The 15,228-nt window shown below is 48.6% G+C and carries 14 protein-coding genes; 8 read left to right on the forward strand and 6 right to left on the reverse strand.

What is annotated here, in order from left to right:
- Positions 1-128 precede the first annotated feature (128 nt).
- Together ABEQ74_RS09860 and ABEQ74_RS09865 are read right to left on the reverse strand one after the other, a co-directional pair.
- Positions 129-2,150 carry a hypothetical protein gene (locus ABEQ74_RS09860; RefSeq protein WP_430121926.1) on the reverse strand — a complete coding sequence of 674 codons (2,022 nt, stop codon included), beginning with the start codon at positions 2,148-2,150 and terminating at the stop codon, positions 129-131.
- A 221-nt stretch (positions 2,151-2,371) separates the two neighbouring features.
- Positions 2,372-3,256 (reverse strand): class I SAM-dependent methyltransferase, encoded by an 885-nt coding sequence (locus ABEQ74_RS09865; RefSeq protein WP_430121929.1) that lies wholly within the window; start codon positions 3,254-3,256, stop codon positions 2,372-2,374.
- Positions 3,257-3,462: 206 nt separating this feature from the next.
- On the opposite strand from ABEQ74_RS09865, the gene ABEQ74_RS09870 reads away from it, so the two are divergent.
- Entirely contained in the window at positions 3,463-4,203 is a 741-nt protein-coding gene (locus ABEQ74_RS09870; protein WP_430121931.1) for an HAD family hydrolase, read from the forward strand.
- A 34-nt stretch (positions 4,204-4,237) separates the two neighbouring features.
- Positions 4,238-4,639: a VOC family protein gene (locus ABEQ74_RS09875; protein WP_430121933.1), complete on the forward strand. Its 402-nt coding sequence runs from the start codon at positions 4,238-4,240 to the stop codon at positions 4,637-4,639.
- Positions 4,640-4,708: 69 nt separating this feature from the next.
- Here ABEQ74_RS09875 and ABEQ74_RS09880 read toward each other — a convergent pair whose 3' ends face one another.
- Positions 4,709-5,185, reverse strand: a complete 477-nt coding sequence (locus ABEQ74_RS09880) for a glutathione peroxidase (protein WP_430121935.1) — start codon at positions 5,183-5,185, stop codon at positions 4,709-4,711.
- A 265-nt stretch (positions 5,186-5,450) separates the two neighbouring features.
- Here ABEQ74_RS09880 and ABEQ74_RS09885 point away from each other — a divergent pair, with 265 nt between their 5' ends.
- Complete coding sequence (locus ABEQ74_RS09885) at positions 5,451-6,359, forward strand: ABC transporter permease subunit (protein WP_430121937.1); 909 nt, start codon at positions 5,451-5,453, stop codon at positions 6,357-6,359.
- An 18-nt stretch (positions 6,360-6,377) separates the two neighbouring features.
- Complete coding sequence (locus tag ABEQ74_RS09890) at positions 6,378-7,277, forward strand: ABC transporter permease subunit (RefSeq protein WP_430121939.1); 900 nt, start codon at positions 6,378-6,380, stop codon at positions 7,275-7,277.
- Positions 7,278-7,402: 125 nt separating this feature from the next.
- Here ABEQ74_RS09890 and ABEQ74_RS09895 read toward each other — a convergent pair whose 3' ends face one another.
- The gene (locus tag ABEQ74_RS09895) at positions 7,403-8,872 is read right to left on the reverse strand and encodes an alpha-amylase (protein WP_430121941.1); all 1,470 of its coding nucleotides are present in this window, start codon (positions 8,870-8,872) and stop codon (positions 7,403-7,405) included.
- Positions 8,873-9,177: 305 nt separating this feature from the next.
- Positions 9,178-10,221, reverse strand: coding sequence for a YeiH family protein (locus tag ABEQ74_RS09900; RefSeq protein ID WP_430121943.1), 1,044 nt, complete (start codon positions 10,219-10,221; stop codon positions 9,178-9,180).
- A 158-nt stretch (positions 10,222-10,379) separates the two neighbouring features.
- On the opposite strand from ABEQ74_RS09900, the gene ABEQ74_RS09905 reads away from it, so the two are divergent.
- Complete coding sequence (locus tag ABEQ74_RS09905; RefSeq protein WP_430121945.1) at positions 10,380-11,276, forward strand: LysR family transcriptional regulator; 897 nt, start codon at positions 10,380-10,382, stop codon at positions 11,274-11,276.
- Positions 11,277-11,445: 169 nt separating this feature from the next.
- The gene (locus ABEQ74_RS09910) at positions 11,446-11,664 is read left to right on the forward strand and encodes a DUF378 domain-containing protein (RefSeq protein ID WP_053491019.1); all 219 of its coding nucleotides are present in this window, start codon (positions 11,446-11,448) and stop codon (positions 11,662-11,664) included.
- A gap of 206 nt (positions 11,665-11,870) precedes the next feature.
- Here the strand turns inward: ABEQ74_RS09910 and ABEQ74_RS09915 are convergent, their stop codons facing one another.
- Positions 11,871-12,905 carry a glycoside hydrolase family 18 protein gene (locus ABEQ74_RS09915; RefSeq protein ID WP_430121947.1) on the reverse strand — a complete coding sequence of 345 codons (1,035 nt, stop codon included), beginning with the start codon at positions 12,903-12,905 and terminating at the stop codon, positions 11,871-11,873.
- A gap of 422 nt (positions 12,906-13,327) precedes the next feature.
- On the opposite strand from ABEQ74_RS09915, the gene ABEQ74_RS09920 reads away from it, so the two are divergent.
- Together ABEQ74_RS09920 and ABEQ74_RS09925 are read left to right on the forward strand one after the other, a co-directional pair.
- The gene (locus ABEQ74_RS09920) at positions 13,328-14,299 is read left to right on the forward strand and encodes an ABC transporter permease (RefSeq protein WP_053491021.1); all 972 of its coding nucleotides are present in this window, start codon (positions 13,328-13,330) and stop codon (positions 14,297-14,299) included.
- Between the two features lie 19 nt (positions 14,300-14,318).
- Positions 14,319-15,227 (forward strand): carbohydrate ABC transporter permease, encoded by a 909-nt coding sequence (locus ABEQ74_RS09925; protein ID WP_430121949.1) that lies wholly within the window; start codon positions 14,319-14,321, stop codon positions 15,225-15,227.
- Position 15,228 lies beyond the last annotated feature (1 nt).

Below are 15,228 nucleotides of genomic sequence, written 5' to 3' on the forward strand. Positions count from 1 at the left end.
AAAACTTAAGCAACCTTAGTCCGGTTGAGTACCAAACTAAGGTTGCACAAGAGTACTTTTTTGAGGCTGTCTACGGACAAGGTAAGTCCAATAAGGTGGCCTGTTCACAGAAAGTCTAGGACTTCATCTCAAGAATCCTGGAACTTCACCCCTAGAATGGACCAAGCGACGCACCATGGACGCTGATTCTGCTTATCCTTCGGGATCCAGTAGCAGGCTTCGATCTGATCCGGATCCGGCACAAGCATCAACATACGGAGAATCAATTTTCGAATATCCTCGGGGTGGCCTGCACGAGGATAAGGGTAATCCAGCTTCACTCCAATTTTTTCTGCCACTTCAGAGCTATGGGATAATTCGTACTCAAAGCTGGTGTTTCCCCCCATATTGAATATGCCTGAATATCCGGCCGAAATTTCTCCGGACACCGTACTGCTTGTTATGTTTACGGTTGATGTTTTTTTCTCGAAGAATGCAGATGTTTCGCCGGGTACCCAGCTGACATCCAAAACAAGACTCCGCTCATAATCCGCATAATGAGGTATAGCCGGGAAGCGATGCACGAATGTTGTGTAGTCATGCGTATTCGGGTGGTTTGTGTAGGTGTGGAGTATTGGAAGCACATCAAAATCGATATCCGCTTTGGATGTATGAAAAACATAGCTTCGAATGCCGAATGGTTTTTGCATCTTCCAATCAAATAACTCGTAAGTCGTGCACACAACATGCGGCGTTAAGTACACGTAGGTGACTGAATTCTCTCCCGGGATGGGAACGATGGTCTTGTCAATGTGCCGCGTAATTTCAGAAATCTCGGAGCTGTGGTCAGCATGCTGGGCAGAAAACTTCAGGGAGACCTCCGCACCGATGGGGAGACTGGCTCCTGCTTGCATATACGATCCCATTTGAAAGCGGGTAGAAATGGTTATTTGCTGGGTTGATGAACGGCCGTAATAAAAGGTAGAACCGTATTCACTCCTTGTGCTTCCGTTCGTAACGTATGGAGGTGCCCCTTCAATAACTCCGATGAGTGCACGGAACTCATCCTTTACCTTCTCTTCCTCTTTCATCACTAATTTCATGACATCAGACTTATATCGGCACAGAACAAGATTGCTGCCTCCGCGCTTCACAACGTTTTCGTCATTATAGTTCATATAGAGCCATATCTCTTGCCGCATTTCCCCGTTCGTACCGATGGGAACAAAATACTGAAATGCGCCCATATATACCCATGTGGGATATTTTGTGTGTCCATGTGTTCTCGTAAAGGCCCTGCTCCACTCGCCTGTGAGAATATTATACGTTTTCATCTGGTTATTTTTGTATCCGCTCCAGCTGTGCGGACGATGCCAACCATTGATGAATAGCTGCACGGAAGGGTCCTGTAATCCGCCCTCTATCGTTCCCGCCTCTATACCGAGAAAGTCAACGCGTCCGTCATACTCTTCGTGGTGCTTGCTCGCGATTTGCCTTAATCCGCAGCTTGTACCATAATCCACACCGATGTCGGATCGAAAAATGGCTGTCCAGAGATTCGAATGAGTCGTAACCACGCCAACCATGATATCAAAGTAACCGTCGGGATGTGCGTATGCGCATGCACATACCTCTTTCACATTTTTCCAGTTGGTGTTTGCGTCGATCCGCCACACTCCGTTACTGTCCTGATATACGATACCGATTCGGTTCTGCGAGTCGGCTTGGTGGGCGCCGAGTAGAACCAATCGGCCCTGAACGGAAAGAGCTGCGAACTGGGTGCGCCGGATAAAGGAATAAGGAAGCTGGTTCGAACCCGACCAAGTCTTGCCGTCTGTTGTAGTAACGTAATGAATACGTCCATCCTCTGTCCAAAAGACATACAAGATGCCCTGATGCACAACGCTCGCAAGATTCGAAATCTCATGGCGTCCGTTGACGTCATAGCCTATCTTGTTATAGGCAATCCCGTTTGAATTCAGACACTCTAGCACTTCCTTATCGTTTTGCTGCTTCAGCCGAACTCGGGTATAGAGAATTTGATCTTGGTTACTGCTCGTGGAACGATTGTGATAAAAAAAGAATGCACTCTCGTTAAAATAGGTACCGTTAACGCCTGTGAATTGTAACTTTGCCTCAGGGATTCGGTGGTTGGTATACGTATTGGACATCATTTCACCTTTCTTTAACCATTCGTTATACTTCCCCCTCCATTTTAATGAAATCTATTTCCGCGCGAATCTATCTTTAGTTAACATTCGCGCGTTCTTTTCATAATAAAAAAAGCAGGCATTCATGCCATGCCTACTGTTTTGAACAAGTAATCACTCTTGTAATACTTAGCTCCATTTAACCTCGATTACCGGCAGTCTCCTGCCGGTTTCGCTGAGCTTTATTTAATGCCAAGCCGCATGCGATAACTGAGCATCAAGGGGAGTGTTCGCCCCTGGAATTGCTCCTCCACCAGTGCATGGAAATGCGCGATTCTGTCGTCCAATTCGGATGAGCCCAGCTTGAATACAGTTTGGATACCGCCTTGGCTAACGGCAAGTCCGGTATATCGTTCTGCGGTGAACGGCTCTATATGGTGGAATACAATCTCTTTGGAGAAGCGGAACAACCCGCTATCGCGGATATGCTTCAGATGTTCATTCTTATTTCGTTTATAGGCCTGTTCCTGAGCCTCTACACGTTGGCTAATAATGGCTTCGGTCTGTTCAATCAGCTCATGGTAGGCCAGCTCTACCCTCCAGGTCAGGCTCGGGGGCCAATCACAGTCATATACTGCAAATATGCCTTCGTCTCGCAGAACGCGGGCAGCCTCTTTGAGTGTACTGGCCGGGTCCATCCAATGAAAGGATTGGGAACAGGTAATGATGTCTGCTGATTCATCGGGAAGAGCCAACTGGTTGGAATAGCCGGAGACGAACTGGATGTCAGCAGAATGTGCATTGTTACCGTTGCCTGCTGCTGGCTGCAGCGATTCCAATTTGGCGATGGCCTTGCCTCGCATATCATCATTCGGCTCAACGCCGATGACTTGGTCGGCTGCGTCTTTCCATGCAAACGTGGACAATCCCGTACCGCAGCCTAAGTCGACAACGAGAGAGGGTTTGCGCATCAAATATTCTGTCAGCAGGGTGACAACCTCCTGCGGCGCTTCCGGACGATGCTGGTCATAAGTATCCTCAAAGCCGGTGAAACGGTTTACGTTGCTGGCAAGATTCCCTTCGGGAATGAAGTCCTTACTCCATTGTCCGGTCGTATTGTTGGTCATGCATACTCATCTCCTTTTCCGGGCTCTATTAAGCTTGTACTCAGTGATGCAGGCGCTATTTAAGCTGCTAATTGTACGCGTGAAGGCTGCAATTCCGCCGCTATAATGCCATCATATCATAGAAAAGGAAGGAACTTGCTTCATAGACGGGCTTGACCGGAATGGTGCGGATACGCGTAAAATAGAGAGATAGCATGGGGGAGAGGATGAACATGATGAGACCAACGCAACCGAAGGGGATCTTCTTCGATGTGGATGATACATTATATGACCATTTGGCGCCTTTTCGTGATGCCGTACAGGAGACGGCCCGTCCGGGCGAGACTTTTCCTTATGAAGCCGCCTACCATCGAATGCGGTATTACAGTGACAAGCTGTCCGTAGATCTCGGGGGAGCCGGGACGGCTGCTTACGAAGAGGCGGTTGAGGATATGCGAAGGCGCCGTTTCCAGTTGGCGTTAGCCGAATTTGGTATACAGCTGACGCCCAAGGAGGCCGAAGCTGTACAGCAGACTTACCTCGACAAACAATATAACATCACGATGTTTGATGGTGCTCGGGAGCTGCTTAGGAAATTGGCTGCTGCCGGACATGTCGTAGGCCTGATTACCAACGGACCTGCAGAACACCAGATGAACAAAATTGCGGCTATGCAGCTGGGCGGGCTGATTCCGGAGGAGCGTCTGTTCGTTTCCGGCGCCGTGGGCTGGGATAAGCCCGATCCGCAGATATTCCGTCATGTGAATCAGCTGACCGGAACGGTGCCGGAAAGCTCCTATTACATTGGGGATTCCTGGCGTAATGATGTGGTCGGTGCCCTGGGCGCGGGCTGGCAGATGATCTGGTTCAACCACAGGAGCGTCACTCCGGAATCGGAGCATCGACCGCAGTATATCGTCACGAGTTATGACGAGCTGGAGCGTCTGCTTGATAAGATTATCGGATAACAGTTTTGGTGATGAAAGGAGAGGTATTTCGATTATGAAGAAGGTAAGCCCATTTCTTATGTTTCAGGGCAATGCAGAAGAGGCTATGAACTATTACGTTTCGGTCATTGAGGATTCTGAAATTACGAGTATTACTCGTTATGGCTCCAACCAGCCGGGAACTGAGGGGAGCGTCATGCATGCCACTTTCTCTTTAAAGGGACAGACGTTTATGTGCATTGACAGTAATGTGAAGCATGATTTCAACTTTACGCCTTCGTTTTCCATCTATCTGACCTGCGAATCGGAAGCGGAGATCGAGAAGCTATATGCGGCGCTGATTGAGGGAGGGGGCGCTATGATGCCGCTAGGTAACTACGGATTCAGCCGAAAATTCGGATGGATCGCGGATAAATTTGGCGTGTCATGGCAGCTTGATCTGCCAAACGAAGCGTAACGTGCCATAACCAGTAAACATAGAGACAGGCCAACAGGGGCCTGTCTCTTTTTTATCTCATATTGCATGTTATAACAGCTTTTTGATATCCTCTTCGATCTTCTCCGGGGTATCGGTTGGCGCAAAGCGCTTGACCACTTTGCCGCTCCGGTCTACCAAAAACTTGGTGAAGTTCCATTTGACTGCTTTGATGCCAAGAGCACCGGGTGCTTCGCTCGTAAGATATTTGTAGAGCGGATGAGCATGCGTACCGTTCACATCGATTTTGGAGAATAACGGGAAGGTGACGCCGTGATTGAGCTTGCAAGCCTCCTCGATCGCGGAATCTTCCTCCAGCTCCTGATTCATGAATTGGCTGCTGGGGAACCCGAGAACGGCCAAACCTTGATCATGGTAGTTCTTATGCAGCTTCTCCAGACCGTCCAATTGAGGCGCAAAGCCGCATTTGGTCGCTGTATTGACGATAAGCATCACGTCACCCTTATAGGGTTCGAGCGTTTGAGATTCCCCGCGTATCGTTTTCACTTCATATTCATATATGGACATTGCCGTAGAACCTCCTCCCATGGAATGTATATAAAACCAGAGTATATCCTTTCAACAAGGATTGCAATTTTGATGGAGCCACGGAAGAGGTTGTTACCGTCGTGTATATGATACGGGCGTGTGCAAGACTATAGCTTGAGATAAAGCAATAGTAAAATTTTGTATTTCGATCTGGACGGATTTGGATGTATATGTTAGTAGTAGAATAAGCGATTAAGCAGATGGCACCATGGGGTGCTGCTGAAACAATGTGTAGGAGGCCTATATGAGATTACAATCGCAAATGCTCAAAACGACGGTAACCAGCCTGCTCGCCTTTATCTTTATCGTCCTTATTGTCCTGGTTCCAAGGGATTTGGATCTGTCGCTGGACGGCAATTTGTGGGTAACGAATTATTCCTTTGATCTGGGTGAGTATGTTACGCGTATTCGTGATTTTTTTGCCCAAGCCATTCAGAACGGGACGCTCGGAGAATCACGGTATGAAGGCCAGTCTTCGGAAGCAGCGGCTTTCGGGGCTGTAGGCAAAAGCTTGCTCGTAATTGTATCCGCTTTAATGATTGGATTCGTATTCGGCATTCTAAAAGGAATCCTGGATTACAAGTTGTCCAAGACTAAATGGAACGTACTGGGACACTGGACCACATGGCTGTTCCAATCCATCCCCGACTTTTTCCTGATGCTGATTGCCCAGTGGCTGCTCGTTAAGCATGTCCCGGCTATTCGTTATTTTGCGGTTGAAGGCTGGGAGGCCTTTGTGCTGCCTTCGCTGCTGGTATCGATCTACCCGGTATTCTTCATTGCCCGTATCACTTCAGCATCTCTGCTTGCACAAGAAGGAAAATTATACATACTGCTGGCTAAAGCCAAAGGGCTGAGTGATCGAAAGGTTGTTTACAAACATATGCTGCGCAACGGAATTGCCACCATTTTGACCCATCTTCCGGGTCTGTTGGTTTTCATCTTGTCCAACCTGCTTGTCGTCGAATATTACCGTAATTATCCGGGTGCGGCCTGGAGGCTATTTCAGGCACTGGATTTCAATACGTTTAGCGGCACTGGCGGTTATTATGAACCGGGAGTCATTATATACATCGCATTTTCTTTTATGGTGCTGTTTATGATCGTCCAATGGATTAGTCATGCGGCCCGCAAGTATTTTGATCCGCGATAAGGATGGAGGCGAATCAACTTGAAGAATTTTCCCTTATGGATTGGTGGAGCGCTGCTTGCATTCTTTGTGTTTGTTATGCTGGCAGGGCCCTATATGCCCTTTATTGATAAGGATTTGAATAATGAACCCTCAAGGTGGGTGATGAAAGACGGAAAGGAGAAGCTGACCCTGCCGCCTTATAAGCCTTCTGCGCAGAACTGGCTGGGAACCGATAAAAGGGGAGTCGATAACCTGAGTAAGCTGGTCGTAACCGCCAAGGATACGATACTGCTTGTACTGGGAATTACGGCAGTTCGGTATGCGATCGGCATTCCGCTTGGACTGTTGGCCCGCAAGAAAAAAGGGTTTATCCATCAACTCATCACCTTCTGGAACCAGATATGTTCTTACTTGCCGCCAGTCTTCGCATCGGCGCTGCTGCTGGCCCTTCCGTTCTTCTTATTCTCCCAGCAGCGAATGGGCTGGGCGATTCTGATTCTGGCCAGCGTGGAAGCGGGACGGGTGGCCATCACGATTCAGCAGCAGACCCACAAGATGGCGAGTGAGCCTTATATGGAGGCTGGAACTGCATTAGGACTGCGAACCCGAACACTGACGAAAAACTACTATGTCCCGATTTTGTTCCCGGAGGTCATCGTTAACTTCTGTTTGGATATGGGCAAAGTCATGCTCCTGCTCGGCCAGCTTGCGATCGTTAATATCTTTCTCGGGCATGAGTGGAAGGAAGTTAACTACTATGTAATGGAATTCGTAGAAACTGGTTATAATTGGGCGACAATATTATCCAAGCATCGGTCGGACATATGGTTAGGAAAGTTCCAATTTGTAGTCTATCCAGCCTTTGCCATGATGCTGCTGATCGTCACCTTCAATCTGTTGGGTGAAGGCTTGCGCCGCCGTTTCCAGGTCAAAGGCTGATCACTGGACTCCCTAGTAAAACGCGAATAACCGGAAGAATGAGGCTTGACAGTGCTTCCCCTGCCGGAAATGCCTGCACAAACCGATTCTTCCGGTTTTATTATTTCCAGATGTCTGGTTGGCGCTTATGCCTCTGCGGAGATATCAGGGTGAGCCCATACGGATACGCTGCCACCATTTACGGGGAACAGCGCGAAACCGTCTTCGCCGATCGTGATGCGCTCCTCGCGGGTGCCAGTCAGATCCACCCAGACTTCTCCGGCGCGATGCTCGCCGACAAACATCCGCTTATCCCCGGCTTCGCCGTTGGCGATGACGACCGCACATCCCGAAAGCTCAATTTCCGGGATTCCGTGACGGACCCAGCCGATCGTATTCGGATGATCAAAGTAATCATCCTGCTTCCCATACGCCCGATTTACTCTGGCATACAGCAAGGGATCAATCGCTTCTTTTTTGCCGGGGATCGGATTCTCGCCGCCGATTCCGTAATAGTCACCATAGAAGACCGAAGGATAACCATCTTTGCGCAGCAGGATCAAGGCATATGCACTCTGCTTGAACCAATCCTCCACCCACGATTCCAATGATTCCTGCGGCTGCGAATCGTGATTATCAACAAAGGTGACGGCATTCATCGGGTGCGACTGCACGAGCGTGTCGTCAAAAATCGTCCGCAAATCGAAGGAACGGCCAGCTTTTGATGCTGCTTGGAGCTTATAGTGAAGAGAGACGTCAAACAGGTCGATTTTATAATCCACTGTATCGAGGAAATTCCGGCATTCCTGAAGATCGGGATTCCAGAACTCGCCCACAATGTAAAAATCATCGCCGCGTTTTTTCTTCATCGCCGCAGCAAATTCCTTGATGAAGTCATGATTGATATGCTTGATCGCATCAAGTCGGTATCCGCTGCACTGCAATGTATCCACCAGCCATTTACCCCAGTTGGTCATTTCCTTGCGTACATCTGGATGACTGTAATCGATGTTGGCAAACATCAGGTAGTCATAATTTCCGAACTCATTGTCTACCTTATCGCTCCACGATTTGTTCTCTCCAACGATTCGGAATATGCCGGACTGCTTGTTTTTATTATCATAATCAGTTCCGTTGAAATGAGTGAAATTCCATTGGAAAGGGGAGTATTGATCCCCTCTGCCCGGGAAGGTGAACTTAGTCCAGCCTTCAATCTCGAATGGCTTGGATATGTCCTTCGTCCGGTCCATCTCATCGACCTGTACGACTTTGAATCGCTCGGTTTCATCAGCCCCGGCCTTATGGTTCATTACCAGGTCCACATATACGGCAACTCCATGCTTATGGCAGGCTGCAATGGCATCAATCAATTCCTGTTTGGTTCCGTACTTGGTACGCACCGTGCCTTTCTGCTCGAATTCCCCCAAGTCATATAGGTCGTATACGCCATATCCATTATCCTCGGCTGATAAGGCTTTTGTCACCGGAGGAATCCATACCGCATCGATTCCTGCCTGGCTAAGCTCCGGTACTGCATGCTTGAGTCGGTTCCAGTGCGAGCCATCGGCTGCAACATGCCATTCGAAGAATTGCATAATCGTATGATTTCGTTGCATATTTCCATCTCCTCATATAATGATAGCTCTGCATTATGCTGCATACTAAGCTCAAATACCCAAGAATGCAGGGGCGCTAAACTTTCAATATGGAATGCACGGATCTAATACATTAGTTTTACCCTGAATTGGAAGGAAAAAGACAGGGAAGGGGCTGTGTGTTTGTTACCGGTAACTAGTTGAATTATGGCTAGCAAAGCTAATAACCCCAACCGCCTATAAAGAGCGATGGGGGTTATTCATTGTAAAGAAACATCGTTGCTATACAGGGACGGAAGAGCGGTTACCTGTATTTTCCTGTCTGCTTAAGCCATGACATAGGTAAGCAGGATTAACAACACGGTCGTGATGGACATGGCGAGCAGCGGCCGCCAAGCGCGGCGAATATCCTTCAAGTGAACATTCAGGCCGAGTCCCACCATGGCCATGGCAAGAATGAAGGAGGCAGCCTGGGAAATCATATCCTTAATCGGCAGGGGAATGATCGGTTGTCCGGTAAATTCCCAGCTTCCCAGTATGCTGGTCGCAATAAACCCGAGCAGAAACCAGGGAAACTCCATCTTCGCTTGTGCCTGCATGCGTCCTGAACGCTTCATCCAGAACATGAGTATGATGCTGAGCGGTACAAGCAGAAATACACGTCCGAGCTTGGCAAGCAGGCTGATCGCCAGTGCATCCTCTCCTGCTGGAGCGGCTGCGAGCGCTACATGGGCGATTTCATGAAGGCTTACACCCGCCCAAGCGCCGTACTGCGTGTCTGTTAAGGGAAGCAGCGGCTGCACCAGAGTATAGCCGATAGCAACGACCGTACCAAGAAAGGCAATGAGCCCTGCACCAAGTGCTGTGTCCTTCTCCTTCGCCTTAAGTATCGGCGATACAGCGGCAATAGCTGCCGCTCCGCATACACCTGTACCAATACCCAGCAGGAGGGAGAGTGACATGTCGGCTTTCAGCCATTTGGCAATCAGAAGGGTCAGTCCGATGGCAACGACGACGCTGATGACATCCTTCATCATTAAACCCAAGCCTTGCTGGAACACGATACCGATATTCAGCTTCAAGCCATACAGAATGATAGCTAGACGCAGCAGCTTCTTGGCTGTGAATTGGATGCCGACCCGCAGTTTCTCCGGGTAACCGAATAGCTGCCGGAATAATGCGGCGATAAGAATCGCCCAGGCAAGCTGGCCGAGGTAATTCAGTCCTGATACACTAGCTAATCCATAGCCCATAAGGGCAATAATAAAGGTAAAGATGATGCCGCCGGCGGCGCCGGGCAGCGTACGCTGTGTCCATTGAACCAGACGATTGGTGTGTGTATGTGCTTTTGAGTAAGCTGGCTCTGTCATAGTTGTTACCTCCGATTGTTCGGTTGGTGTGAACCTATCGTAGCTCATTCTATGGAATAAGAAAAATAAATCATTATGATTATAATCATAAGTATTTGGTTATGGTACTATTTCATATAAGGATGCTTAGAAGGTTCAGATGAAGTGGAGGGTGAAGAATGGATCAGACCCTGGAGGTTTTTGTAACTGTGGTGGAGAAAGGCAATTTCACCCGTGCGGCCGAGGAGCTGTTAATGACGCAGCCAGCAGTAAGTCAGTATATTCAGGCACTGGAGAGGTCTGTTGGCACCAGGCTGCTGGAGAGAACCAATAAATATGTCCGGCTGAATAAAGCTGGAGAGATCGTATATCATCATGCGAAGGACATTTTGGGACTGTATACGCGCATGAACACGCTGGTGGATGATTTGATGCACCGGGCAGGCGGCCATTTATCGATTGGCTCCAGCTATACGTTTGGCGAGTATATGCTGCCGCATGTGATTTCTTATATGAGGGAACATTATCCGCAGATCCGCCCATCCATCACGATCGGGAATACGACGGAGGTAGGGGAGATGATCCTGCGCCATGAAGCGGATATTGGCATCGTGGAGGGAGTCTATCAACATGAGTTACTGCATATAGAAGCCTTTGCGGAGGATGAAATGGTAGTCATGGTTCCCCGCAACGGGCGGTATGACCATCTGCAGGAGATATCCGTCGAAGAACTTGCGAATGAAACCTGGATTGTCAGGGAAGATGGATCTGGCACTCGCGCCGCGACGGAGCGGTTGTTCTCGCAATATCAGATGCATCCTGCACATCTCGTCGAGTTCGGGAGCACCCAGCTGATCAAGGAATCCGTGGAAGCCGGACTTGGTGTAACGCTGTTGTCGCGTTGGGCAGTGCGAAAGGAGATGCAGCTGGGCACCCTTCACATGCTGATACCGAACGGAAAACCGGTGGCCCGCCAGTTCTCTTGGATAACCCAGAAGACGCCCTACCACACCAAGGTCGTAGAGGTATTCCTGGAGCTTTTGCATCAACAACGCGGATTTCCCACATATGTCTAAGGGAGGAACATGATGAATAAGCATAAGCAAAGAACATCCCCAAGGGATGTTTTTTGTTTGGACATGAATACGAAGGCAAGTAATGGTTAAAATAGATACTAAAATTCCCAAATGAACCTCAAGCGATATAACGAACGCTATGAAAATCGGATGTAAGGAGGGTTAAACGATGAGAACATTTAATACCATTGCATTGCTGTTATTGATTATTGGAGGCATTAACTGGCTGCTTGTAGGCTTGTTTCAATATGATTTGGTGGCTGCACTGTTTGGTGGACAGAGCTCCGCAGGCTCCCGCATTATCTATACAATCGTCGGTCTGTGTGCATTGTACTCGATCCGCTTCTTCGGTGATGTTACGAATGATGACCGGAGTACAGCGAAGTAGGTTGCAAGATACTGCGTAATAGAACATAATTGCCCCGGGATATCCACTTTCAATAATTTAGGCCAAAAAAGCCGCTCCGTGTTAAGGAGGGCTTTTTTCTGTTTACATCCGTAAATGCAGGAAGCTGCCTTCTGCAGTTGATCGCTTGTCAATAGCCAGTGAGCTTAATAAACTCGTTTCGATGGATCGCTGCAGCAGCTTTTCGTTCAAGAGTGAAATGCTTGATGCATGGCATCCAGCAGGCTGTGCGTTGCATCGCAGCTGTATTCCCAGAACATAATTCCGGCCAGCCCCTGCTCCTGTATGTATTTACACTTATGAGTAAGCGATTCGGGATCATCGTATGTGATGAAGCTGCTGCCGTCGAATAAATAAGGCGCTTTGGCTTCATCATCCCAATACCGCTTATATGACGGATTGTTGAAATATTCGGCTGCAAGCTGCGTATAAGTCGGACCATAACCGCCCGAAGAAGGAGCAATCTGGAGATATCCGTTATTGATATCGGGTACGTCTTTCCACCTTCTGGAGTAGAAGGCTGCACCGATTACGATTTTCTCGCGCGGTACACCGGCAAGGGTGAACATGCGGACGGAAGCATCCACACTGATCCGGAACAGATCGCCCGAAGAGGTGTACAGATTGGTGTGATGGCCCGTAAGGGTCTGAAAATTGCCGCGCATGTCGTATGTCATTAGCTGAATGAAGTCGAGATAGGGATGGATTTCTCCAATTTCGGCACCCTCGATATAAAACTGATCGGCACCGGCTGCGATGGTAAGCATGTAGTGTTTCTTACCTTGTCCATATTGATCCAGCGCTCCCCGCATTTCCTTCAATAGCAGTGTGAAATTCGCCTTGTCGCTTGGCGATGCAGCGGTACCAGCAATTGAATAGCAGGGGTACTCCCAATCCAGATCAATCCCGTCGAAAGGGAATTCCTCCAGCAGCCTGGTTGCGGATTCGCACACGCTTAATCTTCCCTCTGGTGTGGCTGCCGCCTTCGAGAACCCGTCTGAACCCCAGCCGCCTACCGACAAAAGCACTAATAAATTGGGATTGATGGATTTCAGGCGTTTTATTTCATGAATGGTATCCCTGTCAGAGTATGTAATCTTGTCTTCTCGGATATGAGCGAAAGCAACATTCAAGTGAGTCAGTCGAACGGCATCCTCGGCTCTGATGTCCGATAGAATTTTACGCCCCGCATAACCGGCTAGAATCCATGATGATGACTGCATAAGTGAATACCTCTTTTCTTTTTAGAATATGTCAGATTTGCTATGACGGTTTATTTTTCCAACTTACGATCATAACTGACATCTGTCAAGGAACTCCCCTGTGGTGGGGGACGATATTCGGTTGGGTAACGGGGGTCAAAATTGACATGTTTCCCTGTTTAAAAAAGACAATGGCAAGCAGGGTGATATCCAAAAAAGCCCGTGATATCAAGGGTTTGCATCTTTGGCATAGTCCATTGAAAATGACATATTTACGAATGCTGCAGCTGTCCATACACTTGGGATGTAAGCGTTAACATTTCTGATGCGGCAATTTAGGCGCTGAAGATATGTGGCCAGGAAGGCTCTTTCTTTTATATAAAGCAGGGGTGCTTAACCTAACAAAATGGCCTGATTTTCATTAGAGAAGGAGGGAGAAAGCGATGCAGCAAAATGCTGAGTCCGCCCTATCGCCAGACGTATCGGCAAACACGATCTCGAAAAGCAGAAAGAATACATTATGGAGGAGGATGGTAAGAAACTGGGAGTTGTATCTGTTTATAGCGCCTGCATTTCTGTATTTTCTCATTTTCCATTATGGGCCGATGTACGGCATACAAATCGCATTTAAGAACTTTATCCCGACGCTCGGGATCACGGGAAGCCCATGGGTCGGATTTGACCATTTCGTTCGCTTCTTCAACTCATATTATTTCTGGGATTTGCTCTGGAACACCCTCAGCATCAGCTTGTATGAACTGGCCATCGGGTTTCCACTCCCAATCATTCTGGCATTAGCCTTCAATGAAGTGAAGGACTCGTTCTTTAAGCGTACCGTGCAAACCGTTACCTATGCGCCGCATTTTATTTCTGTGGTTGTTATGTCCGGTATGATTATTACCTTCTTGTCGCCATCGTCGGGCATGATCGTGAATTTTGTGGAGATGCTCGGGTTCCAAGCACCACAATTTCTGACAGATCCCGCTTGGTTTAAGACCGTGTACGTACTCTCCGGTGTGTGGCAAAGCGCAGGCTGGGGCACTATTATCTACCTGGCGGCCTTGTCGGGCGTTGATCCGCAGCTGCATGAAGCAGCCGTCGTGGACGGTGCGAGCCGCTTCAAGCGCATTCTGCATATCAACATTCCGGCGATCGTTCCTACGATCACGATTCTGTTGATACTCAATATGGGCAGTATTTTGGGAGTTGGATTTGAGAAAATCCTGCTGCTGCAAAACCCGCTGAACATGAGCTCCTCCGATGTTATCTCGACCTTCGTCTACAGATCCGGTCTGGTTGATGCGCAGTACAGCTTCTCCACAGCCGTCGGGTTGTTCAACTCAGTCATTAATGCGATCCTGTTGATCGCCGTCAACCAAATTGCACGCCGCACCAGTGAAAACAGTCTGTGGTAGAAGAAGGAGGGAACAACATATGTCAACCGCAGTGAAGGAAAGCAAAGGAGATAAGTTTTTCTTACTATGCAATTATATCTATTTGACGATTGCGCTGATCATCGTGCTGTACCCGCTGCTGTATATTGTCAGCGCTTCCATCAGTGATCCGAAGTTTGTAAGCTCAGGAGAAATGTGGCTGTTCCCGAAAGGGATCACCTTTGACGGGTATGCCCGGGTGTTTGAGAACGCCAATATTTGGATTGGCTACAGAAACACCATTCTATATACCGTGATCGGTACGATCGTGAACCTGATTGTTACGCTGCCCGCAGCGTACGCGCTCAGTCGCTCAGATTTTGTAGGCCGTGGTTTCTTCATGGCGATGTTCATCGTGACCATGTTCTTTGGCGGCGGACTCGTACCAAGCTACCTGCTGGTGAAGGAACTCGGAATGGTTAACAGCATGTGGGCGTTGATTCTTCCCGGCGCAGCATCCATCTGGAATATCATCGTATCCCGTACGTTCTTTCAATCCACCATGCCGAAGGAGCTGCAGGAAGCGGCTCATATCGACGGCTGTACCAACTTTCGCTTATTCATTAAAATTGTGCTGCCGCTTTCAATGCCGATTATTGCCGTCATGGCGCTCTTCTACGGCGTTGGCCACTGGAACAGCTATTTCGGTGCCATGATTTATTTGAATGATGCCTCGAAATACCCGCTGCAGCTCTTCCTTCGTCAAATCCTGGTTCTTCAGGAGATGGCAGCACAGGGCGGCGGAGCGATTGACGCCTCTTCAGCGGCGGCGATGAATTCCAAAGCGGAGATCGCTGCACTGGTCAAATATGCGGTCATTATCGTTGCTACACTTCCAGTTATTGCTGTATATCCATTTCTTCAGCGTTACTTTGTTCAGGGTGTTATGATTGGTTCTGTTAAGGGCTGAT

Origin of the sequence: Paenibacillus solani, from assembly GCF_050475945.1 — a bacterium.
GTDB classification, from domain to species: domain Bacteria; phylum Bacillota; class Bacilli; order Paenibacillales; family Paenibacillaceae; genus Paenibacillus_AQ; species Paenibacillus_AQ solani_A.